Origin of the sequence: Pseudomonas sp. B21-017 (genome assembly GCF_024749245.1) — a bacterium.
GTDB lineage: Bacteria > Pseudomonadota > Gammaproteobacteria > Pseudomonadales > Pseudomonadaceae > Aquipseudomonas.
The window spans coordinates 261,575-275,904 of the sequence record NZ_CP087194.1 but is presented as its reverse complement, the minus strand read 5'-3'; the positions used below and the strand labels follow the sequence as shown (position 1 = coordinate 275,904).

Below are 14,330 nucleotides of genomic sequence, written 5' to 3'. Positions count from 1 at the left end.
TTGCCCTCAGATCGCCAGTCGCTCCAACGCCCCGCGCAACCCGGCAGGAATCGCCACCGGCTGATTCGACAGCCGATCGACGAATACATGCACGAAGCGCCCTGCCGCGCAGGCCTCATCTTCTCCAGCCTTGAACACCGCCAGCTCGTACTGCACCGAACTGCTGCCCAACTTGCCGACCCGCAGGCCAATCTCGATCCGATCCGGGAAGGCGATAGACGCGAAGTAATCGCAGGCCGAACTCACCACAAAACCCACCACCTCACCGTCATGGATATCCAGGCCGCCGACTTCGATCAGGTAGGTGTTCACCGCCGTATCGAAAAAACTGTAGTAGGTGACGTTATTGACATGACCGTAGGCGTCATTGTCATGCCAGCGGGTGGTGATGGGCTGGAAATGGGGGTAGTCGGTGCGATGGGGCATCGGGTTGGACATCAGCGTCGGTTCCTGGAGTTGGATGGCCAGTTTAAGGTGAAACTGCGAAGGCGCTGTCACAGGCACTACCTAAATCACATGTCGGTAAACCCTCTGCCCTGCGCCGCCAACTCCCCAATCAACCGTGCCGGGGCCCAGTGATCCCCCTGTTTGGTCTCAAGCTGCAACAACCGCAGATGAATATCGTCCAGCCCTTGCTGATCCGCCCAGGCCATCGGCCCGCCCTTGTCCGCCGGGAAACCATAACCGTTGAGGTACACCAGATCGATGTCGTGCGCCGACGCCGCAATGCCTTCCTGAAGGATCTTCGCCCCTTCATTGACCAGTGCCAGCAAGCTGCGCTCAAGAATCTCCTCTGGCCCTATCTCACGCCGCTGGAACCCCAACCCTTCGCTGATTTCCAGCACCAGCGCATCGACTTCCACATCATGCTCAGCCTGACGACTGCCCGGCTCGTAATGGTAATACCCGTCGCCGCTCTTCTGACCGAAACGCCCGAGCTCGCACAAACGATTGTCCACCTGAACCTCCGGCGCATCCTGGCCCTTGCCAGCCAGCTCCCGCGCGCGCCACTCCAGGTCAATGCCGACCACGTCATACATGCGGAACGGCCCCATGGCGAAACCAAAACCTTGCAGCGCCGCATCCACCTGATAAGGCAACGCCCCCTCCAGCAGCATCTTGCGCGCTTCGAGCACGTACGGATGCAGCATGCGGTTGCCGATGAAACCGAGACAGTTGCCCGAGACCACGCTGACCTTGCCCATGCGCTGGCCCAGTGCCAGGGCTGCATCAAGCACCGCCGGAGCGGTCTGGGCGCCGCGTACGATCTCCAGCAACTTCATGATGTGCGCCGGACTGAAGAAGTGCAGGCCCAGGACCTGCTGCGGGCGGCGAGTGGCAGCGGCTATGGCGTCGATATCCAGCGCCGAGGTATTGCTGGCCAGAATCGCTTCAGGTTTGAGCAGACCGTCGAGTTCGCGGAAGATTTTCTGCTTCAGCTCGAGGTTTTCGTAGACCGCTTCGATAACCAGATCAACATCGCGGATCGCCGCGTAATCGGCAGCCGCCGTTACCCGTGCAATGCGCGCATCCGCCTCGGTCTGATTGATCCGCCCCTGACGCACGTTGTGGGCGTAAGTGTCAGCCACGCTGGTCAGCGCCTGCTCAAGCATCTGCGGATTGTTATCGACCCACTGCACCGGCACCCCGGCGCTGGCCAGGCACATGACAATGCCACGGCCCATGGTGCCCGCACCAATCACGGCGGCGCGCTGAATATCGAACGATGTCTGGCTCATGGTTGTTGTTCTCTTATTGGCGATCCAAAGACAGTCCTCACCATAGTCAGCCGATGGGTGTTTTTGAAGTTTATTCCTGTGATGGGCGACATTCAGCGGATGGATGCGTCCCGATCCCGCGGGTTAGAGGTTCGCCTCAGCCCACGTCCGGACCTCGGCATACGGATAATCTTCCAGCACCGCAAACCCAGGAATCGACCGCGCCTTGAGCTTGGTAAACAACGGCACGCTGATCCCGCACAAAAACCGCGTCACGCGCTCCGCCGATGGAGCACTTCCCGTGTGCTGCTGGTGCCTGTGGATAAAATCACCGCACAGCGCCTCGAAATTTTTATCCACAAGCGCCGGCAATACCGGTGGTTCAGGTAACCGCGCTACGTGGCCGTGACACACCGAACAATGCCCGCATCGCCGTGGCGCGTTTTCATCGCCGAAGTACTCGGCCAGGCGATATCCCAGGCAGTGGTCGGTGGCGAACAGATCCAGCATGGCGTGAATCCGCGAAATCTCGGTGCGTTCGTGCTGGGTGAAGTAGGTGTGCAATTCGGCGCTCAAGGCCTGGGAATCGAAGTCGGCTTGCAGCAGGCTATAGACCTCCGTCATCTGCTTGCTTTCAAGCTCCACCCAGCCCTTTTCCTGGAAGTAATCCAGCGCCTTGACCACTCGACTGCGCTCGGCGGAATGCTGCTGATACAGTGCGTCGAAATTCACCGTGGCCCAGGTCCGTGCGCGACTGGAAGTCTGGATGATCGCCGAGACGAAGTCCCTGCGCTCACCCTCGAAACGGGCCAGCAACGCTTCCGGCTCCTGCAAATACTTGAAGCGGTATTCGGCGTAATAGGCATAGCGTGGAGCGATCAGCCCACGCAACTCCAGCTGTACCAGCAAGGTCTTGAGCGGCAACTGGCGGATGTTGCTCTGATCGGCCAAAGGCCCCAGCAGAAACTCCCACTGCCCCTCGGGCGCTGCGGCTTGCAACTCGTCGAGCACACAACGAATGCCGTCCCGCTCCGGTGTGTCGCCGTAGACGAAATTCTCCAGCACATTGAGGCTGTCGCGGTTGGCCAGCACCAGGCAATCGGACGGCTGCCCGTCACGCCCGGCGCGGCCGATTTCCTGGCTGTAGTTTTCGATGGATTTGGGCAGGTCGAAATGCACCACGTTGCGGATATCGCTTTTGTCGATGCCCATGCCGAAGGCAATGGTGGCGACGATGCAATTGGACTGCCCCCCCATGAACCGGCGCTGAATCGCTTCCCGTTGCTCGTGGGGTAAACCGGCGTGATAGGCCTCTGCCTGTATACCGTTGCGCCCCAGGTGTTCGGCGATGTGCTCAGCGGTCTTCTGCAGAGTGACGTAGACAATGCTGGGCTGGCCGGGACGCTGGCTCATCCATTCGACCAGGCGGCGGCGCTTGTCCTGGCCACGCACCGGTTCCACCAATAGATTGAGGTTGGGCCGGTAGAAACCGGTGGTCACCACATCCTCAGGCGCAATGGCGAACCTGGCCTCCATGTCGGCGATCACCTTGGGTGTCGCGGTGGCCGTCAGCAACAGCGCTTGGGGGATGTTGAACTGGCGCTGATAGTCCGGCAGCTTGAGGTAGTCGGGGCGGAAGTTGTGACCCCACTCGGAGATGCAGTGGGCCTCGTCCACCACCAACAGCGAGATCGGCACCTGCTGCAGAAAATGGCGGAAACGCTCGTTCTTCAGGCGCTCCACGGAAATCATCAGAATCTTCAATTCGCCGGACTTTGCCCGGGCCACCACATCGCTGGCGTCATCGCGACTCTGGGCCGAATCGATACTGCCTGCCGCAATGCCGTGGCGCTGCAAGAACGCCAACTGATCCTGCATCAACGCCAGCAGAGGCGAGACCACCAGCGTCAGGTGCGGCAGCAGGATGGCCGGTAACTGATAGCACAGGGATTTGCCCGATCCGGTAGGGAAAATCGCCGCCGCCGAGCGCCCGGCCAAAACCGCGCTGACCGCCGCCTCCTGGCCGGGCCGAAACTGTGGATAACCGAAAACCTGTTCCAGGGTGTTGTGCATAAGCTGTCACTCCGTTGACCGCTGCGAAGCCCAAAGCCTAGCCGGCGAACGCCGCGAGTCGAGAAAAGGTCGGGGGCAAAAACGATACGGGATGATACAGCGTCGGCCCATCGATTCCTTCGCCACAGATTGAAACAAACGAGGCACTTTGCCCCCTGACATCAGCCCCCTGTCAGCCGGTAAGGTGCGCCCCGAGAAAAACCATTATCCGCGAAGTTTTCATCAAGGCAGGACGCCTGCACGCGGATCCTCACAAAGGAACAATCATGCCTGACACTCTGTTTTTTCCAGTCGCCCTTTTCTTTGCATCCCTGCTGCTGAACGGGTGCATGAAGCTCCCTGACGACCCCCTCTACGCTGCGTCCACAACTCTGGACAGCGCCTCACAGACTAAGTCATCGATCGACGACCTCGGGTAGCTACGGCACCAATACCGCCACCCGCAACTGCTCATCCAGCGCCTGTTCATGAAATACCCGGCTCTTGCTCGCCCACGCCGCATAAGCCGGGCTTATTTCCCCCGTAAACGCCGCCGCCAGCTGACGCAAATCGGCGACCCTGCGCACACGAGGACAGAAGAGTTGGTCCTCGCAGTTCTGACTGGCACTGCGATAGGTGATCAGCAACCGATCCCACAACCCGTCACGCACTTGCCTGACCGACTTGAGCTTCACAGCCCGCACGCCCAGTCGCTGTTTCAGCCCCTGTTCATCCAACGCTTCGCTGGCCAGCAGCGCCTTGCCCACCATCAACACCTCGGCGCGAGATGCGGTATCGATGTCCGCTTGGGTGGTCAGCGCACCCGGCCAACCGGTTCGCTCCATGTTGGCCAGGACGAGCGAATGACCGACGTCAGCAGCACCCGCTATCCGAGAAACAGCGGCCCACAATAATAAAATCGAGGCCACACGTAGCCACTGCATACCTAATTCCCTTTAAGAGTCGACTCAGACGCTTCGAAACGTCCTACACATTCTGGCGCGCACCCTCCAGAGGCTGGATGCGTTAAGCCTGACAATCCCGTAGGAATATCGACCACCAAGGGAAAAGCTTAAAAATAGTCGAGGGCTGCGTAGGCAAAGGGCGATAACACCGGTAAACCCCCTACAAAACCTGTCCACTTGCACCACCTTGCGACGCCTCGCTGTGGCCCTCTATAGTTTTCGACGCGGCTGAAAACACTGTGTCGGCCCGCCGGCGAGACTGCCCGACTTCCCACAGGACTGACTTCGATGAACACGCGCCACTCGTTAACAGACCGCTATCGCCCGCTCAAAACCAGCTACAGCAATACCCCCGTGTTGGTCATCGACACCGAGGCCGATCCCCACGAAATCCTCGATGCCGCCCGACAACGCATCCGCGCCGCTGGCGACCTGCTCGAAACACTCTATTGCCTGTGCTTCAAACAGGCCGACGCGAAAGACATTCCCAATATCGTCAACGCGTTGTACCTGCTGACCCAGGATGGCAACGAACTACTCGAAATCGCCCGGCAACGCCTGCCGAAAACCACAGCGGTTTGAGACCCTGACCACGATCCCCTGTAGGAGCGAGGCTTGCCCGCGAAGAACGATAACGCGGTGTGTCTGATGAAAAACACAGACAAAGCGGCCTGCGACGCATGGTTCAGAGCACAAGTACAAGCCAGCCTCGACGACCCTCGCCCCAGCATTCCAGATGGAGAAGCCAAACGCCTGATGGCAATCAAACGAGACAAACTGCAAAAGAGATAAGTCCGTAGGCAACGCCCTATCAACGCTTCGTCCCGGTCCTACAACCGAAGACACCTTGTCGCCTATCGCTGCCCGGTGGCTCACACCTATAGTCGAACTGTCGCTGCCGAATCAGCGACTCGGGCTTGGTCACCCGAATGGCTCATATCTACGCGTCCGTTGTATGCTGCCGGCACTTCAAGTGCCTGCACGCTATATGGTGGCTGTGTTTGGGACGCCCTCGGGCGTGCCGGGATGTGAGCCTCATCGGTTGACCAACCCGAACACAGTCCGCCTCCCATCGCTTGGTCACGGTGGCGGCGGTTCTTCCTGATGCATTTGAGGCTAAAACCAATGAAGACATGGAATCCGCTCACCAACGATCGTTACCTTCCACTCCAAACCAACCTCACCGACACCCCGCCCCTGATCATCGACACAGAGGCCAACCCGCAAGACATCCTCGAAGCCGCCCTCCAGCGCATCCGAGCCTCCAGTGATCTCCTCAAAACCCTGCACTGCGTTTGCTTCAAACACGCTGATGTCGAAGACATCCCCCACATCACTCACGCGCTCTTCTTGCTGACCCAGGATGGCTGCGACCTACTGAAAGTCGCCCAACAACGCATGTTGGGCTGGAAAGCGCCAGCCTGACCACGCGCTAACAGGCAAGCCGCGCCCCTGTGGGAGCTGGCTTGCCTGGGTAGTAACCGGAGACATCCTTTACGTTTTAACCGCTGCCATCGGGCTTGCGCCCTTCCCCACGAATCCGACGCCCAATAAGATCCTCCAAAGCCCAACCGGATGCCCCGTAATGAACCTCGCCCCCAACTTCCCCGACGACCACGCCATGCACCTGCTCATGCAGTTGCTGCACGAAGAACTCGGCCTGCCCGAACGCAAAACCATCAGTCTCACCACCTCGATCAACTTTGACCTGGGTTGCGATGGCGCTGATGCGCGGCAGCTGATGGAAGCGCTGGAGGAACAGTTCGCCATCGATTTCGTCGACTACGACGCATATCGGTATTTTCAACCGGAAGGGTTTGATGTGTTTCTCAAGCGCCGAGCGAAGGGTCGTGGCGACAAAGTGCCGCTGACTATTGGGATGCTCTACAAAGCAGTCAAGAAACAACGGTGGGATACGCAGGAAGTGGAAGGGGTCGAGGGGATCTGATCAACAGAAGTGGAATTACTCTGGCTGTTTAGCGTGTTTACTGCGGGAATATTGCCAGTTTTGCCTCAAGGGAACTGAATCAGCGCTCACAAAAAAGCCGCCCCAAAGGGCGGCTTTCTCATTACATCAAACCAATTCTTACAACTTCGGCCCAGCAGCCTTGATCGCGTCGCTCACGTCGAACTTCTTGAAGTTCTCGACAAACAACCCGGCCAGTGCTTTAGCAGCTTCATCGTAAGCAGCCTTGTCAGCCCAGGTGTTACGTGGGTTCAGCAGGCCAGTCTCAACGCCCGGCACAGCCAATGGCACGTCAAGGTTGATGGTGTCCAGGTGCTCAGTCTCGGCACCGATCAACGCGCCGCTCTGGATCGCTGCGATCACGCCGCGGGTGGTCGGGATGTTGAAGCGTTTGCCGACGCCGTAGCCGCCGCCGGTCCAGCCGGTGTTGACCAGGTAAACCTTGGAGCCGAAGCCGCGGATGCGCTTGATCAGCAGTTCTGCGTATTCGCCAGCCGGACGCGGGAAGAACGGTGCGCCGAAGCAGGTGGAGAAGGTCGACTTGATGCCGCTGCCGGAACCCATTTCGGTCGAGCCTACCAGAGCGGTGTAGCCGGACAGGAAGTGGTAGGCCGCTTGTTCTTCATTGAGGATCGACACTGGCGGCAGCACGCCGGTCAGGTCGCAGGTCAGGAAGATCACCGCGTTTGGCTCGCCACCGAGGTTCTTCTCGGAACGCTTGGCTACGTGCTCCAGCGGGTAGGCGGCGCGGCTGTTCTGGGTCAGGCTGACATCGGTGTAGTCGGCGTGCTTGGCGTCGTCGATAACAACGTTTTCCAGGACTGCGCCGTGTTTGATGGCTTTCCAGATGACCGGCTCGTTCTTCTCGGACAGGTCGATGCACTTGGCATAGCAACCGCCTTCGATGTTGAACACCACGCCTTCGCCCCAGCCGTGTTCGTCGTCACCGATCAGGTAACGGCTTTCGTCGGCGGACAAGGTGGTCTTGCCGGTGCCGGACAGACCGAAGAACAGGGTCACGTCGCCCGCTTCGCCGATGTTGGCGGCGCAGTGCATCGGCAGTACGTCGGCGGCCGGCAGCAGGAAGTTCTGCACCGAGAACATGGCTTTCTTCATTTCACCGGCGTAGCGCATGCCGGCGAGCAGCACTTTTTTCTGCGCGAAGTTGATGATCACGCAGCCGTCGGAGTTGGTGCCGTCACGCTCTGGCACGCACTCGAAGTTGGCAACGTTCAGAACTTGCCACTCTTCACGACCGGCCGGGTTGTACTGGGCCGGGTTGATGAACAGGCAACGACCGAACAGGTTCTGCCAGGCAGTCTGGGTAGTCATTTTCACGGCCAGGTAGTGCTCTTCAGCCGAACCTACGTGCACGTGGGAAACGAAATGCTCTTGCGCGTTGTTGAACGCCTCGACGCGAGCCCACAGGGCATCGAACTTGTCGGCCGGGAACTTGCGGTTGATCGGGCCCCAGGCAATGGCGTCCTGAGTAGTCGGCTCTTCAACGATGAAACGATCGACTGGCGAACGGCCGGTACGGTGACCGGTGCGAACAACCAGCGCGCCGGTATCGGCAAGCTCGCCTTCACCGCGATTCAGGGCTTGTTTAACCAGATCATCAACACTCAGATCGGTGTACACGGCGTTATTGGCTTGCGTCATGAGGTTCCCCGTCGGCCAGTGGCCGAGTGCTCCAAACGTTTTGTAGTAGAAAGTCGTGCACTACTACCGCGAAAAAAGTGGGCCGGATTATGCCAGAAAAGCCCAAAAAGTGTAGGGCCCTCCCGTCAGAACGGCGTTATTCCGGCGCAAAGCAGTGAATTTACCTGCGCTGAAGCGTTTTAGTGACGGGTATCTGACGGCGTATCAACCCCTGCTCCGGCGAATAATTGAGTGATATCGGCCGCGTCGAACAGGTAGCGCTCGTTGCAAAACTGGCAATCGACCTCGATGCTGCCGCCATGCTCGACGACCAGCTGCTGCGCATCTTCCAGTCCCAGACTGACCAGCGCATTGCCCGAGCGTTCCCGGGAGCAACTGCAATGGAAGCGCAGTTTCTGCACATCGAACAGACGCACTTGTTCTTCGTGGTACAGGCGATGGAGCACGGTTTCGTTGTCCAGGCTCAGCAATTCGTCGGCGGTCAGGGTGCTGGCCAGGGCGGTGATGTGCTGCCAACTGGCGGCGCGATCTTCTTCATCTTTCAGACGGTCGGCAGGCAATTGCTGCAACAGCAGGCCACGGGCACGACGGCCGTCGGCGTACAGCTTGAAGCGGGTGCCAACCTGCTGCGACATGACGAAATAGTTGGTGAAGCAATCGGACAGGGTTTCACCGTCGAGATCGACGATACCCTGATAGCGCTGGCCTTGAGTCGGGTCGACAGTCAGCGCCAACACGCCATTGGGCATCAGGTCGGCGAGCGTCGCATCGGGCGCGATCTGCTCGGCGTCGTAGCGGGCCAGGCCGCGAATTTCGCGCTCGCTGGAGCACTCGATCATCAGCATCGGCACCGGGCCTTCGGAGCGGGCCTGAAGAATCAGCAAGCCATCGAACTTCAAGGTGCCTACCAGCAACGCTGCAGCCGCCATCAGCTCGCCCAGCAGTTGCGCGACCGGCTCCGGATAGGTGTGTTTGGCGAGGACTTCGGCATAGCTACGCTCCAATGCCACCAGTTCGCCGCGGGTGTCGCTGTCATCGAAGATGAAGCGTTGGGTGTAGTCGGTATCCGGTAGATCGGTCATAGGTCTGGGTATCTGAAGTGGTGACAAAAAAGGTTACAAAAAATGAAACACGCCGTAGCAGCACTTTTGGGGGTGAGCTTAGCCATAGCGGCATTTTATGAACAATTCGGGGTTGTTCCAAGCAAGGTCAAACCTCGGTTTTCGACGAGCGGTGCTTTCACCTGCGAAATGCGCCGTTGGCGAATATCCCCCATATGGCTGCACAGGCAGGCGATTACAAGTCTGCGCCCGACGGCCGTCACTACTCGTCGTTGCTGCTGCCGCGAAACTTGAACAAATCCCGGCGCTGTTTCTTGCTCGGTTTGCCGTCGGTGCTCACGCCCAACGCCCCGGCCTTGCGCATGGCCGCCGCCGCTTCGCGCTTGGCAATGCTGGCTTCGGTTTCGGCATACAGAGCCTGGGCTTCCGGCGCGCCACGACGCACGATCGACAACGCCTGGACCACCACCGTGCGTTCCTCGAAGCCGGTGCGAATCTGAAACTCGTCGCCGATCCTCGGCTCCTTGCCTGGCTTGCAGCGCTCGCCCCGGCAATGCACCTTGCCGCTTTCAATCGCGGCCTTGGCCAAGGCACGTGTTTTATAAAAACGCGCAGCCCACAACCATTTATCGAGACGGACCTTGTCGTCCTCTTCGCTTTTTTGTGCCATTGGATGTCCTCATTCTGAAATATCGATGAACTGTACTACCGTTTCTGTCGTGCCATGAATCACAACGCCGTGGATTAGAATGCAGGCATTCCCCCCCTGTTTGAGGGATGAAAATCCGGGCCGTAGATATCTGTCGCCTTTTACCCATTATTCTGCGTGAATACCGCGAATTCGGCCGCACACGGCCTGAGCGGTTTTTGCCGGTTGAGCACTTTTGAAGACATTTGACCATTTGACCGTTGTCGGTCTGCGCGAGTGGGTGGCGCTCCCGGATTTGGGAGTCGCGGGCCTTCGGGCAAAAATCGACACCGGCGCCAGTACCTCCAGCCTGCATGCCACCGACATCGAGCCGTTCGAGCGCGATGGCGAACAGTGGGTGCGCTTCACCGCGCACCTGGGCACGGTGGTGCAATTGCGGCACCGGCGCTGCGAAGCACCGCTGGTAACGATGAAAACCATTAAAAGCTCCAACGGCCACGCGCAGATGCGCTATGTGGTCAGTACCACCCTGGCCCTCGGTGATCGGGTCTGGCGGGTCGAGTTCACCCTCGCCTGCCGCAAGTCCATGCGTTATCGCCTGTTACTCGGTTCCAAAGCCCTGATCGACGGCCAGTTGGTGGTCAATCCGGGCATCAAATATGTACAAGACAAGCCGGTGTTCCCGGTATCTACCCTCTCCACAGGTGTTGCATGAAGATCGCTGTGCTGTCGCGGAATCCGCGTCTGTATTCCACCCGTCGTCTGGTCGAAGCCGGTGTAGAGCGTGGCCATGAAATGGTGGTGATCGACACCCTGCGCGCCTACATGAACATTGCCAGCCACAAGCCGCAAATCCACTACCGTGGCAAACCGCTGGAGGGTTTCGATGCGGTGATCCCGCGGATCGGCGCATCGGTCACGTTTTATGGCTGCGCGGTGCTGCGCCAGTTCGAAATGATGGGGGTGTTTCCGCTCAACGAATCGGTGGCCATCGCCCGTTCCCGAGACAAACTGCGTTCCCTGCAATTGCTGTCGCGCCGGGGGATCGGTTTGCCGGTCACCGGTTTTGCGCACTCCCCGGATGACATTCCCGACTTGATCGAGATGGTCAACGGCGCACCGCTGGTGATCAAAGTGCTGGAAGGCACCCAGGGCATCGGCGTGGTGCTGTGCGAAACGGCCACGGCGGCGGAGTCGGTGATCGAGGCCTTCATGGGCCTGAAGCAGAACATCATGGTTCAGGAGTACATCAAGGAAGCCGGCGGCGCGGACATTCGCTGTTTCGTGGTCGGTGACAAGGTGATCGCGGCGATGAAGCGCCAGGCCAAGCCGGGGGAGTTTCGCTCCAACCTGCATCGCGGTGGTAGCGCGAGCCTGATCAAGATCACCCCGGAAGAACGCATGACCGCGTTGCGTGCAGCGAAGGTCATGGGTTTGGCAGTGGCGGGTGTGGATATCCTGCGTTCCAATCACGGCCCGTTGGTGATGGAAGTGAACTCGTCGCCGGGTCTGGAAGGGATTGAAACCACCACCGGGAAGAACGTGGCGGGGATCATCATCGAGCATCTGGAGAAGAATGGCGGGCCAAATATGACGCGGACCAAAGGTAAAGGGTGAAGCTTACTCAGGCCCTGCGGCGAGGGAGCTTGCTCCCGCTGAACCGGGCTGGTGGTCCAGGTCGAAGGACTCCCGAAACCGGCAACCGTGTTTTTTCATTGAAATACGGTTGCCTGATTTCACGGTCGCTGCGCAACCGAGCGGGAGCAAGCCCCCTCGCCACAGAGGTTGTGTACGACGCTTAAACCGCATCCCGCGGCAACATCAACCCAAGCGGCAACCGAACCCGCGCTTCCAGCCCACCACCGGAGCGGTTGCGCAGCTCGACATTCCCGCCATGCATCGAGGCGATCCGTTTCACGATCGCCAGCCCCAACCCCGTCCCCTTTCCGCCCCGGGCCCGATCGCCACGGGTGAACGGGTTGAAAATCGCTTCCAGCTCCGACGGATCAATCCCCGCGCCACGGTCCATGACACTCAGCACCACATACGGCGCGCTGGTATCCCCGGACACATAAGCCGCCACTTCCACTCCACTGCCAGCGTGATGCAGCGCATTGCCGATCAGGTTGTTCAGCAGCCGCTTCATCGACACCCGACGCAACGGGAACGGCTGGATCGGCTCCAGGCGCAAGTGCACTTTTTCTTCGTTCTGGTTGTACGGTGCGGCGACTTCGCGAACCAGATCGCTCAGGTCCACTTCTTCCACCAACTCGTCACGACCGTCGCGAATGAAGGCCAGGAACTGGTCAAGAATCGCGTCCATGTCTTCGATGTCGCGGATCATGTCGTCCGTCAGGTCGCTGTGATCGCCCATCAGTTCCAGGGACAGCCGCAAACGGGTCAGCGGCGTGCGCAGGTCGTGAGACACCCCGGCCAGCATCAGCTCGCGCTCACGCCCCGCCTGTTCGACGTCTTCGGCCATCTGATTGAAGGCGCGATAGACCTCGGTCATTTCACTCGGCGTGTCGCTGATCGGCAGACGCACGCTGCGGCCCTGACCGAGTTGCCGCGCGGCATAGACCAGACGTTTCAACGGTTGATTGAGCTGGCTGACGAAAATCCACGCCGAAGCGGTCGACAACAAGCCGATGGCGAGGAACCAGCCGAGCACGTTCCAGATTTTCTGGCCGCGCAACGGATGCGGATACAGCGGCACTTTCAGCCAGCCATCGCCCAGGCTGGGCGCCCGGACCCACAGCGCCGGTGGCGAGTGCATGCGTAATCGTACTTCGGTGTCGGCACCCAGTTCGGCCTGCATCTGTCGCTGGTAGATCTCGCTGTACGGCCAGTGCTGCTCGCCTTCGGGCACACCGGCCCCTACCACCCGGATCAGGGTCGCGGCATCGGCAATCTTCGCGCGGTTCTCTTCATCGGCGGCCCAATAGGCGCGCAGCGTCAGGGCGACGCCGTGGCTGTATTGGCGATCCACCAGCACGTCTTCGTTCATCAACAGATAAACCAGGGTCAGCGCCTTGGAGAACAGGACGACGATCAGCACCAGCCACAGGGTGCGGGAGAAGAAGCTCTGGGGGAACCAAACAGGGGTTTTCATGGGTAACCGCTACACACTTGCAGGAGCGAGCGATGCTCGCATATTGCGGATCGCGAGTCTGCGGGAAAGGTCATCCGACCCGTTGCCCGCAGGACCCGCTCCTACAAATCACCGATCACTTCGTGGCGGCGCCATCCGGAACGAACACGTAGCCCACGCCCCAGACGGTCTGGATGTAGCGCGGTTTGGACGGATCGGGCTCGATCATCCGGCGCAGACGGGATATCTGCACGTCGATGGAACGCTCCAGGGCATCCCACTCGCGGCCACGGGCCAGGTTCATCAGCTTGTCGCGGGTCAGCGGTTGACGGGCGTTCATGACCAGGGCCTTGAGCACCGCGAACTCACCGGTGGTGAGCATGTGCACTTTATCGCCACGCTTGAGTTCGCGGGTGGCCAGGGACAGCTCGTAGTCACCGAAGGTCACGCTTTCGTCTTCGCTGCCCGGCGCACCCGGCACCGGTGCTGCCTGGCGCCGCAGCACCGCTTTGACCCGGGCCATCAGCTCGTCCGGGTTGAACGGCTTGGCCAGGTAATCGTCGGCGCCCAGTTCCAGGCCCTTGATGCGGCTCAGCTCGTCGCCCTTGGCGGTGAGCATGATGATTGGAATCTGATTGTTCGCCGTGCGCAGGCGGCGGCAGGCGGTCAGGCCGTCTTCGCCGGGCAGCATCAGGTCGAGGACGACCAGGTTGAACACTTCACGCGCCAGCAGGCGGTCCATTTGCTCGGTGTTCGGGACGGCGCGGGCACGGTAGCCCTTGCTGACGAAAAAGCGTTCCAGCAGGCTGCTCAGCCCTGGATCGTCGTCAACGATAAGAATTTTTTCGCCTTCAGCAGTTTGTGCAGTGCTGCTCATTGGATGCTCCTTTGATCTCGGCGCGCATTATGGCGTAGCTGCCGTTATACGCACCGAGTGCATTGTTAGCAGATTTTTCCTTCACCGCCAGAAAACCAGTCTTTTCGCCTACAGCCTGCAATGCCCCCGAATGACAGAACGCTGGTTATAATGCGCGGCCTTTTGTGTCAGGCAACGTCTGATCGTTATTGCCGGTAACCACTTTTTATTTTCATGGCGCTGGCAGTAATTGTTCGATTTCACGGGTCAACGGCAATGCCTGTTGATCCAGGTAGCGGCGCTCGCCAGG

General features: G+C 59.7%; 15 protein-coding genes. 6 read left to right on the top strand and 9 right to left on the bottom strand.

All coding sequences use genetic code 11. The features are described from left to right. Nucleotides 1–6: 6 nt before the first annotated feature. The 4 genes from LOY28_RS01205 to LOY28_RS01190 all read right to left on the bottom strand — a co-directional run bounded on the left by LOY28_RS01205 (nucleotide 7) and on the right by LOY28_RS01190 (nucleotide 4,714). Entirely contained in the window at nucleotides 7–438 is a 432-nt protein-coding gene (locus LOY28_RS01205) for a thioesterase family protein (RefSeq protein WP_018929305.1), read from the bottom strand. Nucleotides 439–512: 74 nt separating this feature from the next. Next, nucleotides 513–1,739, bottom strand: coding sequence for a 3-hydroxyacyl-CoA dehydrogenase (locus LOY28_RS01200; RefSeq protein WP_258612957.1), 1,227 nt, complete (start codon nucleotides 1,737–1,739; stop codon nucleotides 513–515). A gap of 123 nt (nucleotides 1,740–1,862) precedes the next feature. Beyond that, nucleotides 1,863–3,791 (bottom strand): ATP-dependent DNA helicase RecQ, encoded by a 1,929-nt coding sequence (locus tag LOY28_RS01195; protein ID WP_258612956.1) that lies wholly within the window; start codon nucleotides 3,789–3,791, stop codon nucleotides 1,863–1,865. A gap of 419 nt (nucleotides 3,792–4,210) precedes the next feature. Then, complete coding sequence (locus tag LOY28_RS01190; protein WP_018929309.1) at nucleotides 4,211–4,714, bottom strand: hypothetical protein; 504 nt, start codon at nucleotides 4,712–4,714, stop codon at nucleotides 4,211–4,213. Between the two features lie 309 nt (nucleotides 4,715–5,023). On the opposite strand from LOY28_RS01190, the gene LOY28_RS01185 reads away from it, so the two are divergent. The 4 genes from LOY28_RS01185 to LOY28_RS01170 all read left to right on the top strand — a co-directional run bounded on the left by LOY28_RS01185 (nucleotide 5,024) and on the right by LOY28_RS01170 (nucleotide 6,683). Beyond that, nucleotides 5,024–5,317: a hypothetical protein gene (locus LOY28_RS01185; RefSeq protein ID WP_018929310.1), complete on the top strand. Its 294-nt coding sequence runs from the start codon at nucleotides 5,024–5,026 to the stop codon at nucleotides 5,315–5,317. Between the two features lie 66 nt (nucleotides 5,318–5,383). After that, nucleotides 5,384–5,527 (top strand): hypothetical protein, encoded by a 144-nt coding sequence (locus LOY28_RS01180; RefSeq protein WP_258612955.1) that lies wholly within the window; start codon nucleotides 5,384–5,386, stop codon nucleotides 5,525–5,527. Nucleotides 5,528–5,860: 333 nt separating this feature from the next. After that, entirely contained in the window at nucleotides 5,861–6,160 is a 300-nt protein-coding gene (locus tag LOY28_RS01175; protein ID WP_258612954.1) for a hypothetical protein, read from the top strand. Nucleotides 6,161–6,320: 160 nt separating this feature from the next. Beyond that, on the top strand, nucleotides 6,321–6,683 hold the full coding sequence (locus LOY28_RS01170) for a DUF1493 family protein (protein WP_258612953.1): 363 nt from the start codon (nucleotides 6,321–6,323) through the stop codon (nucleotides 6,681–6,683). A 138-nt stretch (nucleotides 6,684–6,821) separates the two neighbouring features. On the opposite strand, the gene LOY28_RS01165 is transcribed toward LOY28_RS01170, so the two are convergent. From LOY28_RS01165 to LOY28_RS01155, 3 genes are all read right to left on the bottom strand, one after another. After that, a complete protein-coding gene (locus tag LOY28_RS01165) occupies nucleotides 6,822–8,363 on the bottom strand; it encodes a phosphoenolpyruvate carboxykinase (RefSeq protein ID WP_018929314.1) in 1,542 nt (513 codons plus the stop codon). A 179-nt stretch (nucleotides 8,364–8,542) separates the two neighbouring features. After that, the gene (gene hslO, locus LOY28_RS01160; RefSeq protein ID WP_018929315.1) at nucleotides 8,543–9,445 is read right to left on the bottom strand and encodes an Hsp33 family molecular chaperone HslO; all 903 of its coding nucleotides are present in this window, start codon (nucleotides 9,443–9,445) and stop codon (nucleotides 8,543–8,545) included. Between the two features lie 241 nt (nucleotides 9,446–9,686). Further along, nucleotides 9,687–10,094 (bottom strand): RNA-binding S4 domain-containing protein, encoded by a 408-nt coding sequence (locus LOY28_RS01155; protein ID WP_018929316.1) that lies wholly within the window; start codon nucleotides 10,092–10,094, stop codon nucleotides 9,687–9,689. A 232-nt stretch (nucleotides 10,095–10,326) separates the two neighbouring features. Here LOY28_RS01155 and LOY28_RS01150 point away from each other — a divergent pair, with 232 nt between their 5' ends. Beyond that, nucleotides 10,327–10,788, top strand: coding sequence for an ATP-dependent zinc protease (locus LOY28_RS01150; protein WP_172901254.1), 462 nt, complete (start codon nucleotides 10,327–10,329; stop codon nucleotides 10,786–10,788). After that, entirely contained in the window at nucleotides 10,785–11,690 is a 906-nt protein-coding gene (rimK, locus tag LOY28_RS01145; protein WP_018929318.1) for a 30S ribosomal protein S6--L-glutamate ligase, read from the top strand. The genes LOY28_RS01150 and rimK overlap by 4 nt, the downstream gene beginning before the upstream one ends. Before the next feature lie 181 nt (nucleotides 11,691–11,871). Here rimK and LOY28_RS01140 read toward each other — a convergent pair whose 3' ends face one another. Then, a complete protein-coding gene (locus LOY28_RS01140) occupies nucleotides 11,872–13,185 on the bottom strand; it encodes an ATP-binding protein (protein ID WP_007939543.1) in 1,314 nt (437 codons plus the stop codon). A 115-nt stretch (nucleotides 13,186–13,300) separates the two neighbouring features. Beyond that, on the bottom strand, nucleotides 13,301–14,041 hold the full coding sequence (gene ompR, locus LOY28_RS01135; RefSeq protein ID WP_007939544.1) for a two-component system response regulator OmpR: 741 nt from the start codon (nucleotides 14,039–14,041) through the stop codon (nucleotides 13,301–13,303). Between the last annotated feature and the right edge of the window lie 289 nt (nucleotides 14,042–14,330).